The organism is Arenimonas sp., from assembly GCF_041913985.1.
GTDB lineage: Bacteria > Pseudomonadota > Gammaproteobacteria > Xanthomonadales > Xanthomonadaceae > Arenimonas.
Genome location: NZ_JAYSEG010000030.1, coordinates 1 through 20,142, shown reverse-complemented (window position 1 = coordinate 20,142; position 20,142 = coordinate 1). Strand labels below are relative to the sequence as shown.

The following is a 20,142-nucleotide window of genomic DNA, read 5'->3' as shown; positions in this document are numbered from 1 at the left end:
AACATCTGGCCATACGACCTGCCCACGCCCGCCTCGACATGACCGGAAAGTTCCTGCCGCTGATACTGGCGCTCATGGCATCCGGCGCGCTGGGCGCGTCGGTTGCCGGCGAGGTTTCCGGCGCCATGGCGCCCGGCGAATTCGCGGCCTACGTCGAGGATGGCCGCACCCGCTTCGATCAGGCAAAGTCCGCCTTGCCGCGTTTCGATGCCCTGATGGAGCGCGTGCGCCAGCAGCCCGGGGGGCTTCGCGGCCTGTCACTGGAGGCGCTGCGGTCGCTTGCCATGGATGCGCATGTGGCGAACTTCTATTTCGCCGGTGCGCGGCCCGACGCGCACCGGGACATCGTCGAGGAGTTGCTGGACCGGTCCGCGGCCAGCGAACAGGACCTGGTGGACTTCCACGGCGCGTTGGTGGCGGCTCGAAACTGGGATGAGGCGCGCGATTTTGCCCGTCGCTTCCCGGAGGCGCCCTTAGAAACGCTGCCAGAGGTGCGGATGGGAGACGGTCTGCAGCACGGCCCCTCTTACCTGCGTCCGTTGCCCGCGGAGAACGTCGTCGTCCGTGAATCGTTGGGTGCCGGCAAAGGCCTCTCGCTGGTCGTCGTATCACACCCCGACTGCGGGTACTCGCGCGCTGCCATGGCTGCCATCGAAGCCAACCCGGCGCTGGGCGACGCGCTGCCTGCAAACCGCGTCTACTTGGCGCCCACCTTCGGGAAGCTGCGCTTTGCGCGGGTGGCTCAGTGGAATACCCGGCACCCGGCGTTTGCGCACGTACTGGTCGACAGGCCGGCGGATTGGGCCTTCGTGTCGAACTGGGCGACGCCCCAGTTCCTTTTCCTGCGTGACGGGAAAGTGGTCGAAGCCGTCACCGGTTGGCCGGGCGAGGCGCAGGTCGAGCTACTGATGGCGGCCGCACGCCGCGCGGCCAGGCCTCCCGCTGACTAATCGCGATCGGGCGCGCCCAGCGGGAAGAGGTGACGGTAGGGCCGCGCCTCGTCCACGGCGCGCGCCACCGAGGGCCGCGCCAGCAGGCGGGTTCGGTAGGCGCGCAGTACGGGGAATTGCTCGCCGATGCGATGCACCCAGTCGGCATAGAACAGCGAGGGCGCCGCCGCGCAATCGGCCAGGGTGAAGTCGTTGCCGGTGGCCCAGGCGAGCCCGGCCAGGCGGGTTTCCAGCCAGTCGTAGGCCAGCGTGAGTTTCTCCACCGCCGCCGCCAGCGCGTCCTCGCGCTTGCCGGCGTCGCCGGTCATGGCCCCGCGCACGGCGTCCTGCACGGGCCACATCACGTGCAGGTCGAACACGCGGTCCATGAACCGCACCTCCAGCGCCGCCATCGGGTCGGCCGGCAGCAGCGGCACCGGCCCGGGGTGCGCCAGCTGCAGGTACTCGATGATGACGCTGGTCTCGGCCACCTCGCGTTCGCCATCCACCAGCAGCGGGAACTTGCGCAGCGGCCACCGCGCCAGCCACTCGGCGGCGTTCTGCGGGTGATCCGGGCTGATGCAGCGGAACTCAAAGAGCGTGCCGTTCTCGTAAAGCGCGATCAGCGCCTTCTGGGTGTAGGAGGAGAAGGGGTGGCCGTAGAGGGTGAGGAGCATCGAAGTGGGCCTGATAGGGAGGGTACCCGCATCGTCCTATTGGCCGAGGCGCGAATCCAGTTGGTCATCGTCCGCTACCAGCCAGGAGCAGAACTCGCATCCAGGCGAAGTTCTGGGTCAAACCGCGTCGAACGCGGCGACCTCAATCATTAGTCGCGCTCCGGGCTGGCAAGGGCGACTTGAGGTGCTTTCGAAGCAGGTCAAAGTCTACAGATCCTACGTTCGTATCAGTATCGTAGCGACGAGCGAGATCGAGCTTCCGCGACTCCAACGCCCTCGGCATTCGCACCATGTAGTCGTCGAAAATAGCGACTTGTCCGGCCGTTTCGTATGTTTCACTGATTTTGAACGCTCCATTGCCCCAGACGCTTACCGTCAGCTGCGGCCTGTTCTTCGCACACAGTTTCGTACGCTCTGGCGACTGACCCGGTCCGAAGGTCGTTGCGGACTCGGTCGGGGCGAATTTCGCGGGATCCTTTCCTAGAAAGAGAATGTAACTAGAACCGATAGTCATGGGCGTCGCATTAGAAAATAACACCGGACTCCCTTCCCGGAATTTCCCCTTAAAAGACTCTTGCACCCTGATGATGTAACGGATGCCACAGTCTCCATCGATTAACTGCCCACTTCAATTCTCCCGACGACAATATGCTCAGACCCTGCGGCCATTTCGTCGAGCTCAACCGGCTGCACCGTCAGTGCACGGGCATCGGTGACCAGAGCTACAGCGAGCATCGCTACCATTAATATTTTCGCCATACCAACACCTTGATTTAAGCGGCGCCGAAGGCGTCTGAACTGCGCCCCAGCTTTTCGTCGCCGTTTGACTTTACGGAGTTCGCCTCCAGGAGAGCTATGTGCTGTGTTGCCTACCTTTTGTGGATTCTCGATGCCCGAATTGGGCCGGAAGCTGACCTTGCTGCCCTAGGCTTTCGTTCCCGGCCTCAAGCAGATTAGTTGCAGTACGGGAGCGGGTCGTGAGCCGCGACCCAGTGTTTTCTCTCTTGTATCTGATCGTACACGGACCCCCACTCGGCAACAGAGATGAGTCTTCCATTTGCGTCGAAGTCCATCCCAAAGGAACCAATCCAGAAGTGACCGTCGTTCGAGAACGTGGAGTCGACACCGCTGACCGCTTTCGCCGTTGAAATAAGCGCCTCTCTACGGGACCCTGAATCAAGGAACTCGTTCGTCACGGCAACGCACTGCAGCAACGCCACTCGATTCATCTGGATCGAGTCTCCCATGTCAGTCTGGGTAGCGCTCGCATCGAGCAGACGAAAGGTAAGCAAGACATTGGCCGCTGCTGACGCGACTAGGGCCAAAGATAGAATCCACCTCATTTCTTTATTTCCCGGGCAGGGTAAGCGATAGAAGGCCACCAGCGCGGCTAAAGCGGCAAGCCAACCTGGAATGCTTGCCCCGGCGAAGAGGACTCTGGCTTGGGCAGCGCGTGCCCGTTCCGCGTCTTCAGTCCTTCCGCTGGGCGCCTTGGGACGCCTGAGCAGGACTGCCGGCGCCAAAAGCAAGGTCGGCCACACCGCCGTTCCACCAGCGATCGTCAAAGCGACGGCGGCAATTCGTGAAGCGCTCGTCCCAAGGGTCCAACGCAACCACCTGTCCAGTCCGGTCGCTGCGGTAGCCTTCATTGTGTGAACCCCGGCCCATTCCCGGGTTACGGCCCGGCCCGCTGCCGCGCTACGATGCCCCCACGGGGGCACGATGACGGACACGCAGGCGGTTTCGGCAACCCAGGGTTCTTGGCGGCCATGGCTGCTGCACCCGCTTTTGCTGCTGCTCTGGCTGGGCAGCTTCCTGCTCGCCGCCGCGCTTGAGCACGCGCCGCATGCCAGTCTGTGGTTCCCGCCGGCGGCCGTGACGTTCGCGGGCTTGTTCAGCGTGGGCTGGCGCGCGGCGCCGGCCGTGTTCGCCGCCTGCATGCTGGGCACCTACCTCACCGAGTGGGACGCAAACCACGGCGACGTGCGCCTGGGCGTGGTGGCCTCGTCCGGCCTGCTGTTCGCGCTCATCCACACCGGTGCCTACGCCCTGCCGGCCATGGTGCTGCGGCGGCTGGCCCCGTCGGCGCCGGCGGAGCTCACGCTGCGGGCGGTGTCGCAGTTCCTGCTGCTGGGCGCCTTGGGCGCCTTCCTGGCGGCCACGCTCGGCACGGTGGGCCTGGCCAGGACCGACCTGCTCGACTCGCCCGACCTGTTCGAGCTCGCCGCCGCCTGGTGGATCGGCGACTACGCGGCGCTGGTCACGCTGGCGCCCGCGCTCGCGCTCGTGTTCCGGCGGGTCGGTGGTGCCGGGGCGGTTCGCCGTTTTCCGGCGTTCGAATGGGGCCCGTGGCGGCTGCGCCGGTCCGCCGCGGGCAAGCTGGCGCTGCTGTTCGCCTTCACCGTGGCCGTGCTGGCCAGCTACCTGCTGCTTTCGAACAGCAGCGCCCTGCTGGTGGTGCTGGTGCTGCCGGTGGTGCTGCAGCTGTGGGTGGTGCACACCGAAGACCTGGCCAGCGCGCAGCTGGGCATGCTCGGCTTCAGCCTGCTCACCGTGGGCGCGGCGGCGGCCTTCAAGGTGGGCGACGACGCGCTCATCCTGCAGTTCGCCGCCATCAGCCTGGCCGCGAACACCTACCTCAGCCTGGCGGCGCCGGCGCTCTACGCCGCCAACGAACGCCTGCGCGACCAGGTGAGTCACGACGGCCTCACCGGCGCGCTCAGCCGCGCGCACTTCGAAGACCGCGTGGCGGTGGAGCTGGCCCATGCGCTGCGTCGCGGCCAGCCCGTCGCCATCGTCATGCTCGACCTCGACGGCCTGAAGGACCTCAACGACACCCACGGCCATGCCGCGGGCGACTTGGCGCTGCGCGAACTGGTGCTGCGCAGCAAGGCTTGCCTGGGCGGCGGTGATTTCATCGCGCGGCTCAGCGGCGACGAGTTCGCGCTGTTCCTGCCGGGCGCCGACGAGTCGCGGGCGCACGCGGTGGTGTCCGCGGTGAGGGACCGCCTGGCCGCCGAGCCGGTACCTGGACTTGGCTTCCACGTGGGCGCCAGCTTCGGCATCGCGACCACCCAGGGTGCGCCGCTGTCGCTGTCGCAGCTGCTGCAGGCTGCCGACCAGGCCATGTACGCCGACAAGCGCGCGCGCCGCCGGGCGCCCTGAGCGCTGCCCTCAGGCCCCCACGCGCCGCTGCTGCGCCGCCAGGAAGGCCCGCAGGCTGGCCGGCTTCACCGGTTTGGTCAGCACCGGCAGGCCGAGTTCACGCGCGGCGCGCTTGAGCGTGTCGCTGCCGTCGGCGGTGACCAGCACGGCGGGCGTGTGCGCGCCGCACACTTCGCGCAGGGCCTGCAGGGCGCCCAGGCCGTCGGTTTCGTCGTGCAGGTGGTAGTCGGCCACCAGCACGTCGGGGCGGTCGGCCTTCGCCTGCGACAGCGCGCCGGCCACGGTGTCGGCCACGCGCACGTCCACGCCCCAGCGGCCCAGCAGGGCTTCCATGCCGTCGAGGATTTCGCGGTCGTTGTCCAGGCACAGCACCTTCAGCCCGGCCAGGTCGCGGTGCGCGGCGGCGGCGCGCGGCGGCTTGGCCGGCGCCGCCGTGTCGGCGATGGGCACGCGGATGGCGAACACGCTGCCGCGCCCGGGCCAGCTGCGCACGCTGATGGGGTGTTCGAGCATGCGCGAGACGCGCTGGCAGATGCTCAGGCCCAGGCCCAGGCCGCGTTCGCCCCAGGGCGAAGGCTGGTCGAAGCGGCGGAACTCCTCGAAGATCTGCGCCAGGTGGTGCGGCGGAATGCCCGGGCCGCTGTCCCACACCTCGATGTCCACGCCGCCGCCGCGCCGGCGAGCGCCGATCACCACGCGGCCCTCCTTGGTGTAGCGCAGCGCGTTGGCCACGAAGTTCTGCAGCGCGCGCCGCAGCAGGCGGCGGTCGCTGCGTATCGACAGGCGGCTGGCGTGCACCCGGAAACGCAGCCCGCGCGCGGCCGCCAGCGGCGCGTACTGCGCGGCCACGCTGGCCATCAGCTCGTCGAGCCGGAACACGGTGAGCTCGGGCTTGAGCGAGCCGGCGTCCAGGCGGGAAATATCGAGCAGTCCGTCCAGCAGCTCCTCGGCGTCGCGCAGGGAGACGTCCACGCGTTCGGCCAGGCGGCGCTGTTCGGCCGCTTCGTCGGCGTCGCGCAGGGCCGAGGTGAACAGGCGCGCGGCGTTGATGGGCTGCAGCACGTCGTGGCTGATGGCGGCCAGGAAGCGCGTCTTCGACAGGTTCGCGGCCTCGGCCTCGCGGGTGCGTTCGGCCACGCGCTGTTCCAGCGTTTCGTTCGATTCGCGCAGGGCCTGCTCGGCGCGCTTGTAGTCGGTGATGTCGCTGTAGGTGGTCACGTAGCCGCCGCCGGGCAGCGGCTGGCCGCGCATCTCGATCACCTGGCCGTTGGCGCGCACGCGCTCGAACACGTAGGGCGAACCTTCGCGCAGGTAGGCGGTGCGCTTGGCCACCTGCTCCTCCACCGGGCCGGGGCCCATTTCGCCGCGCTCGGCGTTGTAGCGGATCAGGTCGGCCACCGGGCGGCCCACGTACAGCATGCCGTCGGGGTATTCGAACATCTGCTGGTAGCGGCGGTTCCAGGCCACCAGGCGCAGGTCGCGGTCCACCACGCTCACGGCCTGGGTCAGGTTTTCCAGCGTGGCCGAGAGGATCTCGCGGTTGAAGCGCAGCTCGTGGCTGGCCTCGTCGAGCAGGCTCATCACTTCGCCCAGCTCCATGCCCGAGCCGCGCAGCGCGGTGGTCAGCGCCAGGCGCGCCGACGCCGCACCGATGGCGCCGGCCAGCAGGCGTTCGGTGAACTGCACCAGGGCGCGGTCGGCGGGTGCGCCCGGCGCCAGTTCGCGGCCCTGCGCGGCGGCGTGTTCGGCGAAGGCGCGGCGCGCGGTGCGCTCGCCCATGATGCGGGTGGCCAGCGCCAGCAGGTCGCCGGCGCTCAGCGAACCCTGCCAGCCGCTGGCCGACGCCAGCGGCTTGGCCGCGTAAGGGTCCAGGAAGGGCGTGGCGCGGATGCGTTCCTCCAGTCCGGGGCGGTAGCGCGCCGACACCACCAGCAGCGCCAGGATGTTCACCAGCAGTGACCAGAAGGTGCCGTGCGTGATGGCGTCCCAGCCGCGCAGGCCGAACAGGCTTTCCGGCTGCAGCCAGGCGATGCCCAGCGGGCCCAGGTGCAGCCAGGCGGTGTCGAACCAGCCGGCGCGGGTGAGCGTGGGCAGCAGCAGCGTGTAGGCCCACAGCGCGAAGCCCGCCACCAGGCCGGCCATCACGCCGCGGCGGCTGGCGCCGCGCCAGTACAGGCCGCCGATCAGCGCCGGCGCAAACTGGCCCACCGCCGCGAACGCCAGCAGGCCGAAGGCCGCCAGCGAACCGGATTCGCCGGCGCCGCGGTAATACGCATACGCCAGCAGCGCGATGGCCACGATGGCGATGCGGCGAACCCACAGCACGCGCCGGCCCAGGTGCTGGCGCTGGCCCGGGTCGGTGAGGCTGCCGCGCCACAGCAGCGGCATCACCAGGTCGTTGCTCACCATGGTGGCCAGCGCCACCGAAGCCACGATCACCATGCCGGTGGCCGCCGAGAAGCCGCCCACGTAGGCCGCCAGCGCCAGCGCGGTGTTGTTCATGGCCATGGGCAGGGCCAGCACGTAGGTGTCGGGCGCCACGCCCGCGCCGGAAAGCAGCTCGCGGCCCGCCGTGGTGATGGGCAGTACGAACAGGCAGATCACCGCCAGGTAGCCGCTGAACAGCCAGCGCGCGCGGCGCACGTCGGCCACGTCGCCGCATTCCACCACCGCCACGTGGAACTGCCGCGGCAGGCAGACGATGGCGGCGAAGGCCAGCAGCGTCTGCGCCATGAAGCCCTGCGGGATGCCCGGCGCCACGAAGTCGCGGGTGGCCGACTGGAAGCGCGACAGCAGGTCTTCGCTGCCCGGCAGGTGGCCCAGCGCGAACACGCCCACCGCCACGAAGGCCACCAGCTTCACCAGCGACTCCAGCGCCACCGCCAGGATCATGCCGTGGTGGTGTTCGGTGGCGTCGATCTCGCGGGTGCCGAACAAAATGGCGAACAGCGCCAGCAGCAGCGCCGAATACAGCGCCGGGTCGGCCAGCACGCCCACGCCGGCGTCGGAATCGGCGCCCGAGAGCACCTCGATGCTCATCGCCACCGCCTTGAACTGCAGCGCGATGTAGGGAATGGCGGCGATCACGGCCACCAGCGTCACCGTGGCGGCGATGTTCTGCGCGCGGCCGTAGCGGGCGGCCAGGAAGTCGGCGATGGAAACGGTGCTCTGCTCGCGCGCCACCAGCACCAGCCGCTCGAGGATGCGCCAGCCGAACAGGAAAAGCAGGATCGGCCCCAGGTAGATCGGCAGGAAGCCCAGGCCCGTGGTGGCCGCCGTGCCCACCGCGCCGTAGAAGGTCCACGACGAGCAGTACACCGCCAGCGCCAGCGAATACACGATGGGCCGCAGCCAGTTGCGGCCCGGGTACAGCGGCCGGCGGTCGCCCAGCCAGGCCACGCCGAACAGCAGCCCGACGTAACCCACCGACACCAGCAGCAGGATCCAGCCTGGGATCACGGACCCTCCTTCCGCGAATCCGGGGAGCCGCGAGTGTAGCGCCGCGTGCGGGGCCGGTCGCGGCTTCGACCAAAGTCGAAGCGCAGCGGTGGCTGACGCCATCGCCGCGCCGTGTCAGGCTGGTGCCATGGCCACCCCGGTGCCCGGACTGGACCTCGATTCCCCGCCCTTCGACCTGCTCGACGCGGGCCAGAAGCAGCGGCTCGCGGCCGCGGTGGACCTGGGCTATTTCGCCGCCGGGCAGCGCATCATCGAGGCCGGCGAGGCCTCGCCGCACGTGCACGTCATCCTCAAGGGCCTGGTGCAGGCCTTCGACGGCCGCGGCGCCGACAGCACGAAGTTCGCCGACTACGGCCCGGGCGACCTGTTCGGCGCCTTCGCCGTCATCGCCGGCCGCGCGCGCCATCGTTACGAGGCCGTGCAGGACACCGTGTGCTTCCTGCTGCCGGCCGCCGCCTTCCACGCGCTGCTGGCCGACAACCCGCGCTTCGCCGCGTATTTCCACGAGGCGCTGTCGGTGAAGCGGCGGCTGCTGGCCGAGCAGCAGCAGCCGGGCGAACTGGGCCGGCTCATGCTCACCCGCGTCGCCGACGCGCAGCTGGCACCGGTGCACGCGGTGCCGGCCGGCACGGGCATCGCCGCCGCGGCGGCCGCGCTGCGCGAGCACCAGGTGGACTGCCTGCTGGTGTCGCCCGGCGAAGGCGAGGCCGGCGAGGGCATCGTCACCCGCACCGACCTGCTCGATGCGCTCACCGACGGCGGCCTGGACCGCGACGCCCCCGTGGGTCCGCTGGCCAGCCGCCCGCTGCTGGCGGTGCGCGCCGACGAGGTGCTGTTCCAGGCCCTGGTGAGCATGACCGAGCACCACGTGGAGCGCGTGGTGGTGCGCGACGGCGACGGCCGCGCCATCGGCACCCTGGGCATGGCGGAAGTACTCGCGCACTACGCCAGCAGTTCGCACCTGATCAGCCTGCGGCTGGCGCGCGCGCAAACCGTGGACGACATCGCCGGGGCCGCGCGCGGCATGGCCGACCTGGTGCGCCAGCTGCACGCCCAGGGCGCGAAGATGAGCTACCTGATGGAAATGGTCAGCGCGCTCAACAGCCGCATCTTGTCGCGGGTGTTCGCGCAGGTCGTGCCGGCCCGGTTCCACGACCGCGTGTGCCTGCTGGTGCTGGGCAGCGAAGGCCGTCGCGAACAGATCCTCAAGACCGACCAGGACAACGCCCTGGTGCTGGCCGACGGCTTCGAATGGGACGGCCTGCCGGCGGCCATGGACGCCTTCTCGGCCGCGCTCGAGCGCATCGGCTACCCACCCTGCGCCGGCCAGGTGATGGTGAACAATCCGCACTGGCGGCTCACCGTTTCGCAATGGCGCGAACGCATCGGCCAGTGGGCACGCGTGGCCGACGGCCAGACCGCGCTCGACCTGGCCATCACCCTCGACGCTCGCCCGGTGGCCGGCAACGCCGCGCTCTACGAACCATTGCAGCCGGCCATGCGCGAACTGGGCAAGGACGCCATCCTGCTGCGCTACCTGGCCGAGGCGGCGCTGAGCAAGGGCAATCCACTCACCTGGCTGGGCCAGGTGCGGGAAACCGGCGGCCGTGCCGATCTCAAGCGCGGCGGCGTATTCCCGCTGGTGCACGGGCTGCGCACGCTGGCGCTGCAGCATGGCATCGCGCACCGCAACAGCTTCGACCGCTGCGCCGCGCTGGTGGCCGCCGGCGCCATCGACCGCGAACTGGGCCGCGACGTGCCGCAGGCGCTGGCCGTGCTCATGCGCCTGCGCCTGGGCCAGCAGCTGGCCGACCTCGACGCCGGCCTGCCGCCCGGCAACGGCGTGGACGTGGCCGCGCTGCGCCGGCTCGACCGCGAACTGCTGCGCGACGCGCTGCGCGTGGTGAACGCCTTCAAGGACCACCTGCAGTCGGTCTTCCACGTGGGCGGCTGAGCATGAATGCCCTGCAGCGCTGGTGGTGGGCGCGGCGCCACGGCGCGGGCGAATGGGCGCCGCTGTTCGGCCCGGCGCCGGCGGGCGAATGGGTGTCGCTCGACCTGGAAACCACCGGCCTCGACCCACGCCGCGACGCCATCCTCAGCCTCGCCGCCGTGCCCGTGCGCGGCGGCCAGGTGAAGCTGGGCGAACGCTTCGAAACCTACGTGCACCCGGGTCGCGGCTTCGACATCGACTCCATCCGCCACCACCGCATCACCCCGGCCGAAGTGGCCGACGCGCCGCAGCTGCGCGACGTGCTGCCGCGTTTCCTGCGCTGGCTGGGCCCGCGCACGCTGCTGGGCCACCACCTGGCCTTCGACCTGGCCATGCTCGAGCGGCCCATGCGCACCGTGTTCGGCTTCCCGCTGCCCAACCGCACCGCCGAGCTGGGCCAGGCCTGGCTCGACCACCGCCGGCTCGCCGACCCGCACGCCCACGTGGATCTGTCGCTCGACGCCATCGCCGCCGGGCTCGGCTTGCCGGTGCTGGCCCGGCACACCGCGCTGGGCGACGCGAGCACCGTGGCCCTGGCCTGGCTGGCCCTGCAGCGCCACGGCCGGGGCGGCTGAGATGGACACCCGGCGCCGCCAGCGGCCAGAATTGCACCCATGCGACTGACTGTTTCCGCCGAACGCAGCCTGCCCTGCACGCCCGAAGTGGCGTTCCGGATGGCCACCAGCCCCGAACGTTTCCCGGCCTTTTTCACCGGTTTCGGGCCCATCCCGGCCATCAGCGGCATCCGCCTGCATGCGCCGCTTGCGGTGGGCAGCACGCGCCGCGTGCACCAGGCCGACGGCACCGTGCTCAGCGAACGCGTCACCGTGCTCGACCCGCCGGTGCGCCACGCCTACGTGCTCACCGGCTTCCGCCCGCCCTTCTCCTGGCTGGTCACGCAGGGCGAGGCGAACTGGACCTTCGCCGGCCACGAGTTCGGTTCGCGCGTGCGCTGGGACTACGAATTCACCCTGGCGCGGCGCTGGCTGGCGCCCGTCACCGCGCTGCTGCTGCAGCTGTTCATGCGCCGCGCCATGCACCGCTGCCTGAAGAACATGGCGCGCGCGCTGTCCGAACCGGTGCCCGCGGCGCCCTGATGGGCGAGTGGCTGCTGCTGGCGCTGGCGCCGGTCTTCCTTGCCTGCGTGGCCTGGGAAGCCTGGTACTGGCGAAAGCGGCGGCCCGGGCTGTACACGCTGCGCGACACGCTTTCCAACGCCGCGCTGGCGCTGATGCACCAGGGCGCCGACGCGCTGGCCTGGGCCGCGGTGATCGGCGCCTACTGGTGGGTGCACCAGTTCCGCGTGTTCGACCTGACGGCTTCCTGGGCCTCGGTGGCGCTGCTGTTCGTGGCACAGGACTTCGCCTACTACTGGTGGCACCGGCTCAGCCACCGCGTGCGCTGGATGTGGGCTTCGCACGTCACCCACCATTCCTCCGAGCGCTTGAACCTGTCCACGGCATTCCGGCAGTCCGTCACCTACCCGGTGTCGGGCATGTCGCTGTTCTGGCTGCCGCTGGCGTGGATCGGCTTTTCGCCCACGCACATCGTGGCGGTGGTGGCCATCAACCTGGCCTTCCAGTTCTTCGTGCACACCCAGGCGGTGGGGCGGCTGGGCTGGCTGGAACACGTGTTCAACACGCCCTCGCACCACCGCGTGCACCACGCGCGCAACCCGAAGTACATCGACCGCAACTACGCCGGCGTGCTCATCGTCTGGGACAAGCTGTTCGGCACCTTCACCGAAGAAGACCCGGCTGTCCCCTGCGAATACGGCCTGGTGAAGCCGGTGCGTTCGCACAACCCGCTGGTGCTCACCTTCCACGAATGGGGCGACCTGCTGCGCGACGCAGCGCGGGCGCGCGGCTGGCAGCGGCTGGGGCAGCTGTTCGGGCCGCCGGAAAAGGCCCTGTCGCAGCAGGATTTCCCGCGCCCGGCGACCAACCTGCGGCCGGGTTGACCGAGGTCAACGGCCGCCGCCGGGCCCGGCCCTAGGCTGGGGGCCTTGGTTGGAGGCAGCCCCATGCCGGACCCGAACGACCCGCTGGGTTTCCGCCTGCGCGACTACGCCCGGGCCGAACTCACCAGTGCCGCCGAACAGCTGGCCCGCGAGGGCGAGGCCCGGCATACCGGCGTGCACCAGGTCCGCAAGCGCCTGCGCCGCGCCCGCGCCACCCTGGCCCTGGCCCGGCGCCCGCTGGGCGGGGCCGGCCGCCGCCTCGACGACGCCCTGGGCCAGGCCTGCCGCGGCCTGTGCGGCCTGCGCGACGCCCAGGCCCTGGTGGAAGCCCTGGCACGGCTGGAAGCCACGGCCCCCGCCGGCCTGCGCGAACAGCTGCCCGACGCCATCGCCCTGGCCACGGCCCGCCGCGACGCGGTGATGGCGGCGGCGCTGGTGCGCGACCCCGGCTTCGAACGCCATGCCAAGCGCCTGCGGGCCCTGGCCGCGCGCCTGGGCCGGCTGGACTGGACGGCGGTGGACGAGGCCGTGGTGGCCAAGGGCGTGGCGCGCTCCGAGCGCCGCCTGGCCAAGGCGCGCCGCCGCGCCGAACGCGCGCCGGGCGACGACGAGCGCTGGCACGTGCTGCGTCGCCGCCTGCGCCGCCTGCGCCAGCAGGACCACCTGCTGGTGTCGCTGGCGCCGGAACTGCGCCCTGTCGAAGGCGCTTCCACCGAGGAAGCCACGACGCTCGGCGAAGCCCAGGACGACGTGCTGCTGCTGCGCGCCTGCGGCCGCGGTTCGCCCTTCCCGGTGCCGATGCGGCGCGAACTTCGCACGCTGGCCGGGCAGCGCTTGCGCCAGGTGCGCGGGCTGGCCGACGATCCGGGCTGAGCCCGCCGGAGCCTCCCGCCATGGCCGAGATCGACCTGCGCCTGCAGCACCTCGACCAGCTCTACGACAGCTTCGACCCGGCGCCGTTTCCCGACAAGGCGCTCGACCGCCGCGTCGAGGCCTACCTGGTGGAAAGCGCCGGCGAACACGGCCACCGCGAACCGCTCACGCTGGTGCTGCACGGCCCGCCCGCGCTGGAAGCGCACCTGGGCGAAATGGCCGACGCGATCCACGCGCACTTCGCGCTGGCGCACGCGCAGGCCGAACGCCGCCACCGCCGGCGCCGGCGCGTGGGCCGCTTCGCCATCCTGGCCGGCACGCTCACGCTGGCCGCGGTGCTGGTGGCGCGGCACTGGCTGGCCCTGGTGCCGTCGCCGTTCGGTGCGGTGCTGTCGGAAGGCCTGCTGATCCTGGCCTGGGTGGCCCTGTGGCGGCCCATCGAAACCATCGGCTTCGATTCCTGGGACAGCCGCATCGAACGCGGGCTGCTGAAGAAGCTGGCGACGGTGCCGCTGCGGTTCGTGGTGATGGGCTGAGCCGCGCTGGCGGGGCGTTCACGGGGCGCGGTGGCACACTGCGCCGGTGAAAAGACTCCCCTGCCTGCTGCTGGTGCCCTTCGCGCTGCCTGCTGCGTTCGCCGCCGAAGCCGCGCCGCCGGTGCGGCTGGAACCCGTGGTGGTGACCGCCACGCGCGACGCCCGCGCGCTCACCGACGTGCCCGCCTCGCTCGACGTGCTCGACGCCACCACGCTGCGCCGCGCCCGCCCCGCGCTGGGCCTGGCCGAAGCGCTGCCGCGCGTGCCCGGCGTGGTGGTGCGCGACCGCCAGAACCAGGCGCAGGACCTGCAGATCTCGATCCGCGGCTTCGGCGCCCGCGCCAGCTTCGGCGTGCGTGGCCTGCGCCTTTATGCCGACGGCATTCCGGCCACCATGCCCGACGGCCAGGGCCAGGTCTCGCATTTCGCGCTGGGCGCGGCGGAGCGGGTGGAAGTACTGCGCGGGCCGTTTTCGGCGCTGTACGGGAACTCGGCCGGTGGCGTGATTTCCGTCTTCAGCGAAGCACCGCCCGCCACCCCTGAAGTGGAAGCCGACGCGCTGGCCGGCAGCGATGCGCTGTGGCGTGCCGGTGCCTCGTGGCGCGGCCCGCTGGGCGAAGCCGCCGGCCTGCGCGTGGACGCCGCGCGCGCCGCCGCCGATGGCTACCGCCGCCACTCCGCCTGGCGCCGCGACGCCGCGCAGGCGCAGCTGCGCGCGCGCTTTTCAGGCGGCGGCGAACTGACGCTGTTGCTCAACCACCTCGACCTGGCCGCCGACGACCCGCAGGGCCTCACCGCCGCGGAACTGGCGCGCGACCGGCGCGCGTCCAGCCCGGGCGCGCTGCTGTTCGATACCCGCAAGACGGTGGAACAGCAGCAGCTCGGCGCGCGCTTCGTGCAGCCGCTGGGCTCCTGGCAGGAGCTGGCGCTGGTGGCCTGGGCCGGTCGCCGGCAGACGTTCCAGATGCTGTCGGTGCCGGTGGCGGCGCAGGCCAGCCCGACCTCGGGCGGCGGCGCGATCGACCTCGACCGCGACTACCGCGGCCTCGACGCGCGCTGGCAGGCGCGCCCCGGCGACGGCGCCTTCACCTTCACCGCGGGCACGGCCTTCGAACTCGCCGACGAAACGCGGCTGGGTTTCGAGAACTTCGTCGGCAGCCAGCTCGGCGTGGTCGGCGCGCTGCGCCGCGACGAGGACAACCGCGTGCGCAGCCAGGACGTGTACGCGCAGGCGGGCTGGGACTTCGCGCCGGACTGGCAGCTCAACGCCGGCCTGCGCCGCAGCGGGGTGCGCTTCGAATCGGTGGACCGCTACCTGCGCCCAGGCAACCCCGACGACAGCGGCGCGCTGCGCTATTCGCGCACCACGCCGGTGCTGGGCCTGCTGTGGCGCGCCGCCGATGGACTGAGCGTGTACGCCAACGCCGGCACGGGCTTCGAAACGCCCACCTTCGCCGAGCTCGCCTACCGCAGCGACGGCGCCAGCGGCCTGAACACCGCGCTGCGTCCCGCCCGCAGCCGCCACGCCGAACTCGGCCTGCGCTGGCGCGGCGAACGCGCCCGCCTCGACGCCGCGCTCTTCCACGCCCGCACCGAGGACGAACTGATGGTGGTGGCGAACCAGGGCGGGCGCAGCACCTTCGCCAACGCCGGCCTGACGCGCCGCCGGGGCGCCGAGCTCTCGTTCGAAGCGCCGCTGGCCGACGCCTGGACGCTGTCGGCCAGCGCCACCTGGCTAGACGCCCGCCACCGCCGCGACTTCGGCCTGTGCGCGGCGCCGCCGTGTGCCGGGAACGAACTGCTGATCGTCGCCGGCAGCCGGCTGCCCGGCATCGCCGCGCGCTCGGCCTGGGCCGAACTGCGCTGGCGCGCCGGCGAGCGCACCGACCTGATGCTCGAGGCGCGCGCCAGCAGCCGCTTCTTCGCCGACGACCGCAACACCGCCGCGGCCCCCGGCCACGCCGTGTTCGACCTGGCCGCCGAACGCCGCTTCCGCGCGGGCGGCGTGCAGTGGCGCGCCTGGGTGCGCGTGGCCAACGTGCTCGACCGCACCGTGGTGGGCTCGGTCATCGTCAACGAAGCCAACCGCCGCTACTTCGAACCCGCCCCGGGCCGGCAGTACCTGCTCGGCTTCACCCTCGTCTCCCTGTAGGAGCGGGGGGGGGCGCGCCCCCCCTTGGGGACGGGGGGGGGGGGGGAGCGGCACCCCCAAAAAAACCCCCCAAAAAAAAACCCCCCCCCCGCGGGCCCGCTTGGGGTCGCCTTCCCCCGCTGAGTTTTGGGGGTCGGGGTTGGGGGGCCCCCCCCGCTCCTACAAAAGCCGCCCAAAGAAAAACCCGCCACGAGGGCGGGTTCTTCCTGGAAAGCTTCGCGGCTGAAGCCGCTCCTACAGGTAATCCGCTGCGCGGATTACTTGATCTTGCCTTCCTTGTAGATCACGTGCTTGCGAACGACGGGATCGTACTTCTTGATCTCCATCTTGTTCGGGGTGGTCTTCTTGTTCTTGTCGGTCGTGTAGAAGTGACCGGTGCCGGCCGACGAGGTCAGGCGGATCTTGTCGCGCTTGGATGCCATGGTTCAGTCCTCCTCAGATCTTTTCGCCGCGGGCGCGCATTTCGGCCAGGACGGCGTCGATGCCGTTCTTGTCGATGGTGCGCAGGGCGTGCATGGAAACACGCAGCTTCACCCAACGGTTCTCCGAGGCAACCCAGAAGCGGCGCTCGTGCAGGTTGGGAAGGAAACGGCGGCGGGTCTTGTTGTTGGCATGCGAGACGTTGTTGCCGCTCTGCACGCCCTTGCCGGTCACTTGGCAAATTCGGCTCATGGTGTAGCTCCTGGGTCGGACTGGCCGCCCATAGCCCGGGCGGCGGCGGCCCCGCGCGGCGGGCCGGGTGGCCTGCAGGCGCATGCGATGCGGGATGCAGCGAACGCTCCGCCAGGGGCCGGGATCGCACTACCGGGGCCAGGGCCTGTGGGGCAGATGCGGAGCGAGCCGCGCATTATGCCCGTACCGGGGCCCCCAGGCAAGACTTATCCACAGGGGGGGTTAGTGGCTGGCCTTGTCCCGGTGCCAGCCGCGGTGCTGGATGTCCAGCCACAGGCTGTAGGCCGCCGTGAAGGTGGGGAACAGGTTCTGCAGCACCCCCACCGAGTCCTGCTTGGACGAGAACAGGAAGTAGCTCAGGGTCATCAGGGCCCCGACCAGGCTCATGTACCAGAACACCCGGGGGATCACCGGCTTGCCGGCCCGGCGCGAGGCGAAGAACTGCACCACCCAGCGGCCGCCGAACATCAGGGCGCCGGTGTAGCCGATCAGCTTCCACGGGGTGACGTGCAGGCCGGTCCAGGCCAGCCAGGCGATTTCCTCGTTCATGGCCTCACTCCAGTTCGCGGACGTCGGTGAGCTTGCTGCGCTTGATCAGCCAGGCCACGCCCATCAGGTCGCGCACGCCGACCAGGGCCCGGCCCAGGTTCGTGTATTTCGAGGCGCCGGCGCCGCGCGGGCGGTGATTCACCGGCACGCTGGTGGTCTTCCAGCCGGCGCGCTGCATCAGGGCCGGCAGGTAGCGGTGCATGTGGTCGAAGTAGGGCAGCTCCAGGAAGGCCGCGCGCTCGAACAGCTTGGTGCCGCAGCCGGTGTCGGGCGTGGCGTCGCGCAGCAGGCGCGAGCGGATGCCGTTGGCCCACTTCGAGGCCCACTTCTTGCTGCCGGTGTCCTGGCGGTTCACGCGCCAGCCGGCGTAGAGCTTCACGTCGGCCGGGCCGGCGTCGCGGGCGGCCAGCAGCCTGGGCAGGTCGGCCGGATCGTTCTGGCCGTCGCCGTCCAGGGTGGCCACCCAGGGGGCGCGCGCGGCCTTCACGCCGGTGCGGATGGCGGTGCTCTGGCCGCTCTGGCGCTGGTGCGCCAGCACGCGCAGTTCGGGCGCGCGGGCCTTGGCGGCCTGCAGCACGGCCAGGGTGCCGTCGCGGCTGCAGTCGTCCACGATCACCAGCTCGAAGGGCACCACGCCGCGCAGCGCGGCCAGCACCTCGTCCACGAGCGTGGCGACGTTGCCTTCTTCGTTGAAGGCGGGAATGACGACCGAAAGCTGGGGCTGGGTCATGGGGGCTTAACCGCGCAGGCGCTCGAGGATGCCTTCCAGGGCGTCGAGCCCGTGGTAGGCGATGACCAGCTTGCCGCGGCCGCCGCGGCCGTGCTGCACGGCCACCTTGGCGCCCAGCTTCTCGGACAGCTCGCGCTCGAGGCTGGCAATGTCGGCGTCGGAACCCTTGGCGGCGGGCTTGGCCGGCTTCTTGCCCGGGATCTGGCCCTTGGCCAGCAGCTGGGCGCGGCGTTCCACCTCGCGCACGCTCCAGCCTTCGGCCACCGCCTCGCGCGCCAGCGACAGCGCGGCCTGCGGGGCCAGGGTGAGCAGGGCGCGGGCATGGCCCATTTCCAGCTGGCGGTCTTCGAGCAGCTTGCGGATGCCCTCGGGCAGCTCGAGCAGGCGCAGCAGGTTCGACACCGAGGCGCGCGAACGGCCCACGGCTTCGGCGGCCTGCTGGTGGGTGAGCGAGAACTCGTCGATCAGGCGGCTCAGGGCCAGGGCTTCTTCCAGCGGGTTGAGGTCTTCGCGCTGGATGTTCTCGATCAGCGCCATGGCGATCGAGGCGCGGTCGTCGACCTCGCGCAGCACCACCGGCACGTCGGTCAGGCCGGCCTGGGTGGCGGCGCGCCAGCGGCGTTCGCCGGCGATGATTTCGTAGCGCGCTTCGCCGTCCTTGCCCTTGCCGATGGCGCGCACGACGATGGGCTGGATCAGGCCCTGGGCCTTGATGGACTCGGCCAGCTCGGTGAGCTTGGCCGGGTCCATGGCCGAACGCGGCTGGTACTTGCCGGGCTGCAGGTGGTGGATGGGCAGGGTGCGCAGGCCCTCGCCGCTTTCCACCGGGCTGGCGTCGGCGGCGGGCGCCGCGCCCTTGTTGCCCGTGCCCAGCAGGGCGTCCAGGCCGCGGCCGAGGCCGCGCTTCTTGGTGCTCATGCCATCTCCTTGGAAACTTTGCGCTCGCGCCGCACGATCTCGCCGGCCAGGCCCAGGTAGGCGATGCCGCCGCGCGAGGCCCGGTCGTAGCCCACGATGCTCTGGCCGTGGCTGGGCGCCTCGGCCAGGCGCACGTTGCGCGGGATGATCGAGCGGAACACCTTGTCGCCGAAGTGCTTGGTGAGCTCGCCGGAGACGGCGTTGGCGAGGTTGTTGCGCACGTCGAACATGGTGCGGACGATGCCTTCGATCTCGAGCGCCGGGTTGAGCTTGCCCTTGAGCGCGTTGATGGTGTCCACCAGCGAGCTCAGGCCCTCGAGCGCGAAGTATTCGCACTGCATGGGCACGATCACGCCGTCGGCCGCGGCCAGGGCGTTGAGCGTGAGCAGCGACAGCGAGGGCGGGCAGTCGATGATCAGGTAGTCGTACTGCTCGCGCAGCGGCGCCAGGGCGGTCTTGAGGCGCTGCTCGCGGGCCGGTTCGTCCATCAGCCGGATTTCGGCGGCGGTGAGGTCGATGTTGCCGGGCAGCAGGTCGAAGCCCTCGGGCGAGCGCACGATGGCCGCCGCGGCCGGGCATTCGGCCAGCAGGACTTCGCAGCTGGAGTTCTCCAGTTCGCGCTTGTCCACGCCCGAGGCCATGGTGGCGTTGCCCTGCGGGTCCATGTCCACCAGCAGCACCTTGCGCGGCGTGGCCGCCAGGGCAGCGGCCAGGTTCACGGCCGTGGTGGTCTTGCCGACCCCGCCCTTCTGGTTGGCGATGGCGATGATGCGACCCATGCGGACTCCTTGCGCGGCCTGAACCGACGATTATGCCGCCTCGGCCGGCCCGCGGGTGACGGTGACCAGATGGCGGTCGCCCTCCAGGCCCGGGACGGCGAGCGGCTGCACGGTTTCCACCCGCCAGCCGGGCGGCAGGGCGGCGATCTCGGCGTCGGGGCGCTGGCCCTTCATGGCCAGCAGGCGGCCGCCGGGGGCCAGCAGGTGGCCGCCGACGGCGAGGATGCCGGCCAGGGTGTCCATGGCGCGGGCGGTGATCTGGTCGTAGGCGCCGGGCTCGTCCACGGCCTCGGCGCGCGATTCGAGCACGCGCACGTTGGCCAGGCCCAGCTGGCGCACCACTTCGCGCAGGAAGCGGGTCTTCTTGCCGTTGCTCTCCACCAGGGTCACCTGCAGGCCGGGCCGGGCCAGGGCCAGCGGGATGCCGGGCAGGCCGGGGCCGGTGCCCAGGTCGGCCAGCTTGCCGTCGCGCACGTGCGGCCACATCGACAGGGAATCGAGCAGGTGCTTGGACAGCATTTCGCGCGGGTCGCGGATGGCGGTGAGGTTATAGGTGCGGTTCCAGCGGTCGAGCAGCGCCAGGTAGTCGAGCAGGCGCGCGGCCAGCGGCTGCGCCGGCAGGCCAAGCGCGACCAGCCCGGCCTCGAGCTCAGGCATCAGGGAAGAGAGCGGATTCATGCCTGCCATTGTAGAAGAAGGGGGTCAGGTTCACTTATCTGCCCGCGGGCAGATAAGTGAACCTGACCCCCT

The 20,142-nt window shown here is 70.9% G+C and carries 19 protein-coding genes; 9 read left to right on the top strand and 10 right to left on the bottom strand.

Features of this window, described 5'->3' with window-relative positions:
* Positions 1 to 38 precede the first annotated feature (38 nt).
* A complete protein-coding gene (locus ACE3Q2_RS10500) occupies positions 39 to 950 on the top strand; it encodes a hypothetical protein (protein ID WP_374473980.1) in 912 nt (303 codons plus the stop codon).
* Here ACE3Q2_RS10500 and ACE3Q2_RS10495 read toward each other — a convergent pair.
* Together ACE3Q2_RS10495 and ACE3Q2_RS10490 are read right to left on the bottom strand one after the other, a co-directional pair.
* Positions 947 to 1,606 (bottom strand): glutathione S-transferase family protein, encoded by a 660-nt coding sequence (locus tag ACE3Q2_RS10495; protein WP_374473979.1) that lies wholly within the window; start codon positions 1,604 to 1,606, stop codon positions 947 to 949. The two genes, ACE3Q2_RS10500 and ACE3Q2_RS10495, sit on opposite strands and share 4 nt — an antisense overlap.
* Positions 1,607 to 2,559: 953 nt before the next feature.
* Positions 2,560 to 2,826, bottom strand: a complete 267-nt coding sequence (locus ACE3Q2_RS10490; RefSeq protein ID WP_374473978.1) for a hypothetical protein — start codon at positions 2,824 to 2,826, stop codon at positions 2,560 to 2,562.
* A gap of 502 nt (positions 2,827 to 3,328) precedes the next feature.
* Here ACE3Q2_RS10490 and ACE3Q2_RS10485 point away from each other — a divergent pair.
* Entirely contained in the window at positions 3,329 to 4,771 is a 1,443-nt protein-coding gene (locus ACE3Q2_RS10485; RefSeq protein WP_374473977.1) for a diguanylate cyclase domain-containing protein, read from the top strand.
* Positions 4,772 to 4,780: 9 nt separating this feature from the next.
* Here ACE3Q2_RS10485 and ACE3Q2_RS10480 read toward each other — a convergent pair whose 3' ends face one another.
* Positions 4,781 to 8,230, bottom strand: a complete 3,450-nt coding sequence (locus ACE3Q2_RS10480; RefSeq protein WP_374473976.1) for a NahK/ErcS family hybrid sensor histidine kinase/response regulator — start codon at positions 8,228 to 8,230, stop codon at positions 4,781 to 4,783.
* 88 nt (positions 8,231 to 8,318) lie between these two features.
* Between ACE3Q2_RS10480 and ACE3Q2_RS10475 the strand changes: the two genes are divergently transcribed.
* From ACE3Q2_RS10475 to ACE3Q2_RS10445, 7 genes are all read left to right on the top strand, one after another.
* The gene (locus tag ACE3Q2_RS10475; protein WP_374473975.1) at positions 8,319 to 10,184 is read left to right on the top strand and encodes a DUF294 nucleotidyltransferase-like domain-containing protein; all 1,866 of its coding nucleotides are present in this window, start codon (positions 8,319 to 8,321) and stop codon (positions 10,182 to 10,184) included.
* 2 nt (positions 10,185 to 10,186) lie between these two features.
* Entirely contained in the window at positions 10,187 to 10,798 is a 612-nt protein-coding gene (locus ACE3Q2_RS10470) for a 3'-5' exonuclease (protein WP_374473974.1), read from the top strand.
* Between the two features lie 39 nt (positions 10,799 to 10,837).
* Positions 10,838 to 11,320, top strand: coding sequence for an SRPBCC family protein (locus ACE3Q2_RS10465; RefSeq protein ID WP_374473973.1), 483 nt, complete (start codon positions 10,838 to 10,840; stop codon positions 11,318 to 11,320).
* Positions 11,320 to 12,183, top strand: a complete 864-nt coding sequence (locus tag ACE3Q2_RS10460) for a sterol desaturase family protein (RefSeq protein WP_374473972.1) — start codon at positions 11,320 to 11,322, stop codon at positions 12,181 to 12,183. The genes ACE3Q2_RS10465 and ACE3Q2_RS10460 overlap by 1 nt, the downstream gene beginning before the upstream one ends.
* Before the next feature lie 63 nt (positions 12,184 to 12,246).
* Positions 12,247 to 13,056 carry a CHAD domain-containing protein gene (locus tag ACE3Q2_RS10455; RefSeq protein ID WP_374473971.1) on the top strand — a complete coding sequence of 270 codons (810 nt, stop codon included), beginning with the start codon at positions 12,247 to 12,249 and terminating at the stop codon, positions 13,054 to 13,056.
* A gap of 20 nt (positions 13,057 to 13,076) precedes the next feature.
* The gene (locus tag ACE3Q2_RS10450; RefSeq protein WP_374473970.1) at positions 13,077 to 13,592 is read left to right on the top strand and encodes a hypothetical protein; all 516 of its coding nucleotides are present in this window, start codon (positions 13,077 to 13,079) and stop codon (positions 13,590 to 13,592) included.
* 46 nt (positions 13,593 to 13,638) lie between these two features.
* Entirely contained in the window at positions 13,639 to 15,744 is a 2,106-nt protein-coding gene (locus tag ACE3Q2_RS10445; RefSeq protein ID WP_374473969.1) for a TonB-dependent receptor family protein, read from the top strand.
* Between the two features lie 257 nt (positions 15,745 to 16,001).
* Here ACE3Q2_RS10445 and rpmG read toward each other — a convergent pair whose 3' ends face one another.
* The 7 genes from rpmG to rsmG all read right to left on the bottom strand — a co-directional run bounded on the left by rpmG (position 16,002) and on the right by rsmG (position 20,070).
* Complete coding sequence (gene rpmG / locus ACE3Q2_RS10440) at positions 16,002 to 16,166, bottom strand: 50S ribosomal protein L33 (protein ID WP_043799877.1); 165 nt, start codon at positions 16,164 to 16,166, stop codon at positions 16,002 to 16,004.
* A 13-nt stretch (positions 16,167 to 16,179) separates the two neighbouring features.
* Positions 16,180 to 16,416, bottom strand: a complete 237-nt coding sequence (gene rpmB, locus ACE3Q2_RS10435) for a 50S ribosomal protein L28 (protein ID WP_043799875.1) — start codon at positions 16,414 to 16,416, stop codon at positions 16,180 to 16,182.
* Positions 16,417 to 16,638: 222 nt separating this feature from the next.
* On the bottom strand, positions 16,639 to 16,965 hold the full coding sequence (locus tag ACE3Q2_RS10430) for a lipid-A-disaccharide synthase N-terminal domain-containing protein (RefSeq protein WP_374473968.1): 327 nt from the start codon (positions 16,963 to 16,965) through the stop codon (positions 16,639 to 16,641).
* A 4-nt stretch (positions 16,966 to 16,969) separates the two neighbouring features.
* Positions 16,970 to 17,695 (bottom strand): glycosyltransferase family 2 protein, encoded by a 726-nt coding sequence (locus ACE3Q2_RS10425; protein WP_374473967.1) that lies wholly within the window; start codon positions 17,693 to 17,695, stop codon positions 16,970 to 16,972.
* 6 nt (positions 17,696 to 17,701) lie between these two features.
* Positions 17,702 to 18,613, bottom strand: coding sequence for a ParB/RepB/Spo0J family partition protein (locus tag ACE3Q2_RS10420; protein ID WP_374473966.1), 912 nt, complete (start codon positions 18,611 to 18,613; stop codon positions 17,702 to 17,704).
* Positions 18,610 to 19,392, bottom strand: a complete 783-nt coding sequence (locus ACE3Q2_RS10415; RefSeq protein WP_374473965.1) for a ParA family protein — start codon at positions 19,390 to 19,392, stop codon at positions 18,610 to 18,612. The genes ACE3Q2_RS10420 and ACE3Q2_RS10415 overlap by 4 nt, the downstream gene beginning before the upstream one ends.
* A gap of 30 nt (positions 19,393 to 19,422) precedes the next feature.
* Positions 19,423 to 20,070 (bottom strand): 16S rRNA (guanine(527)-N(7))-methyltransferase RsmG, encoded by a 648-nt coding sequence (gene rsmG / locus ACE3Q2_RS10410; RefSeq protein WP_374473964.1) that lies wholly within the window; start codon positions 20,068 to 20,070, stop codon positions 19,423 to 19,425.
* Positions 20,071 to 20,142: the final 72 nt, after the last annotated feature.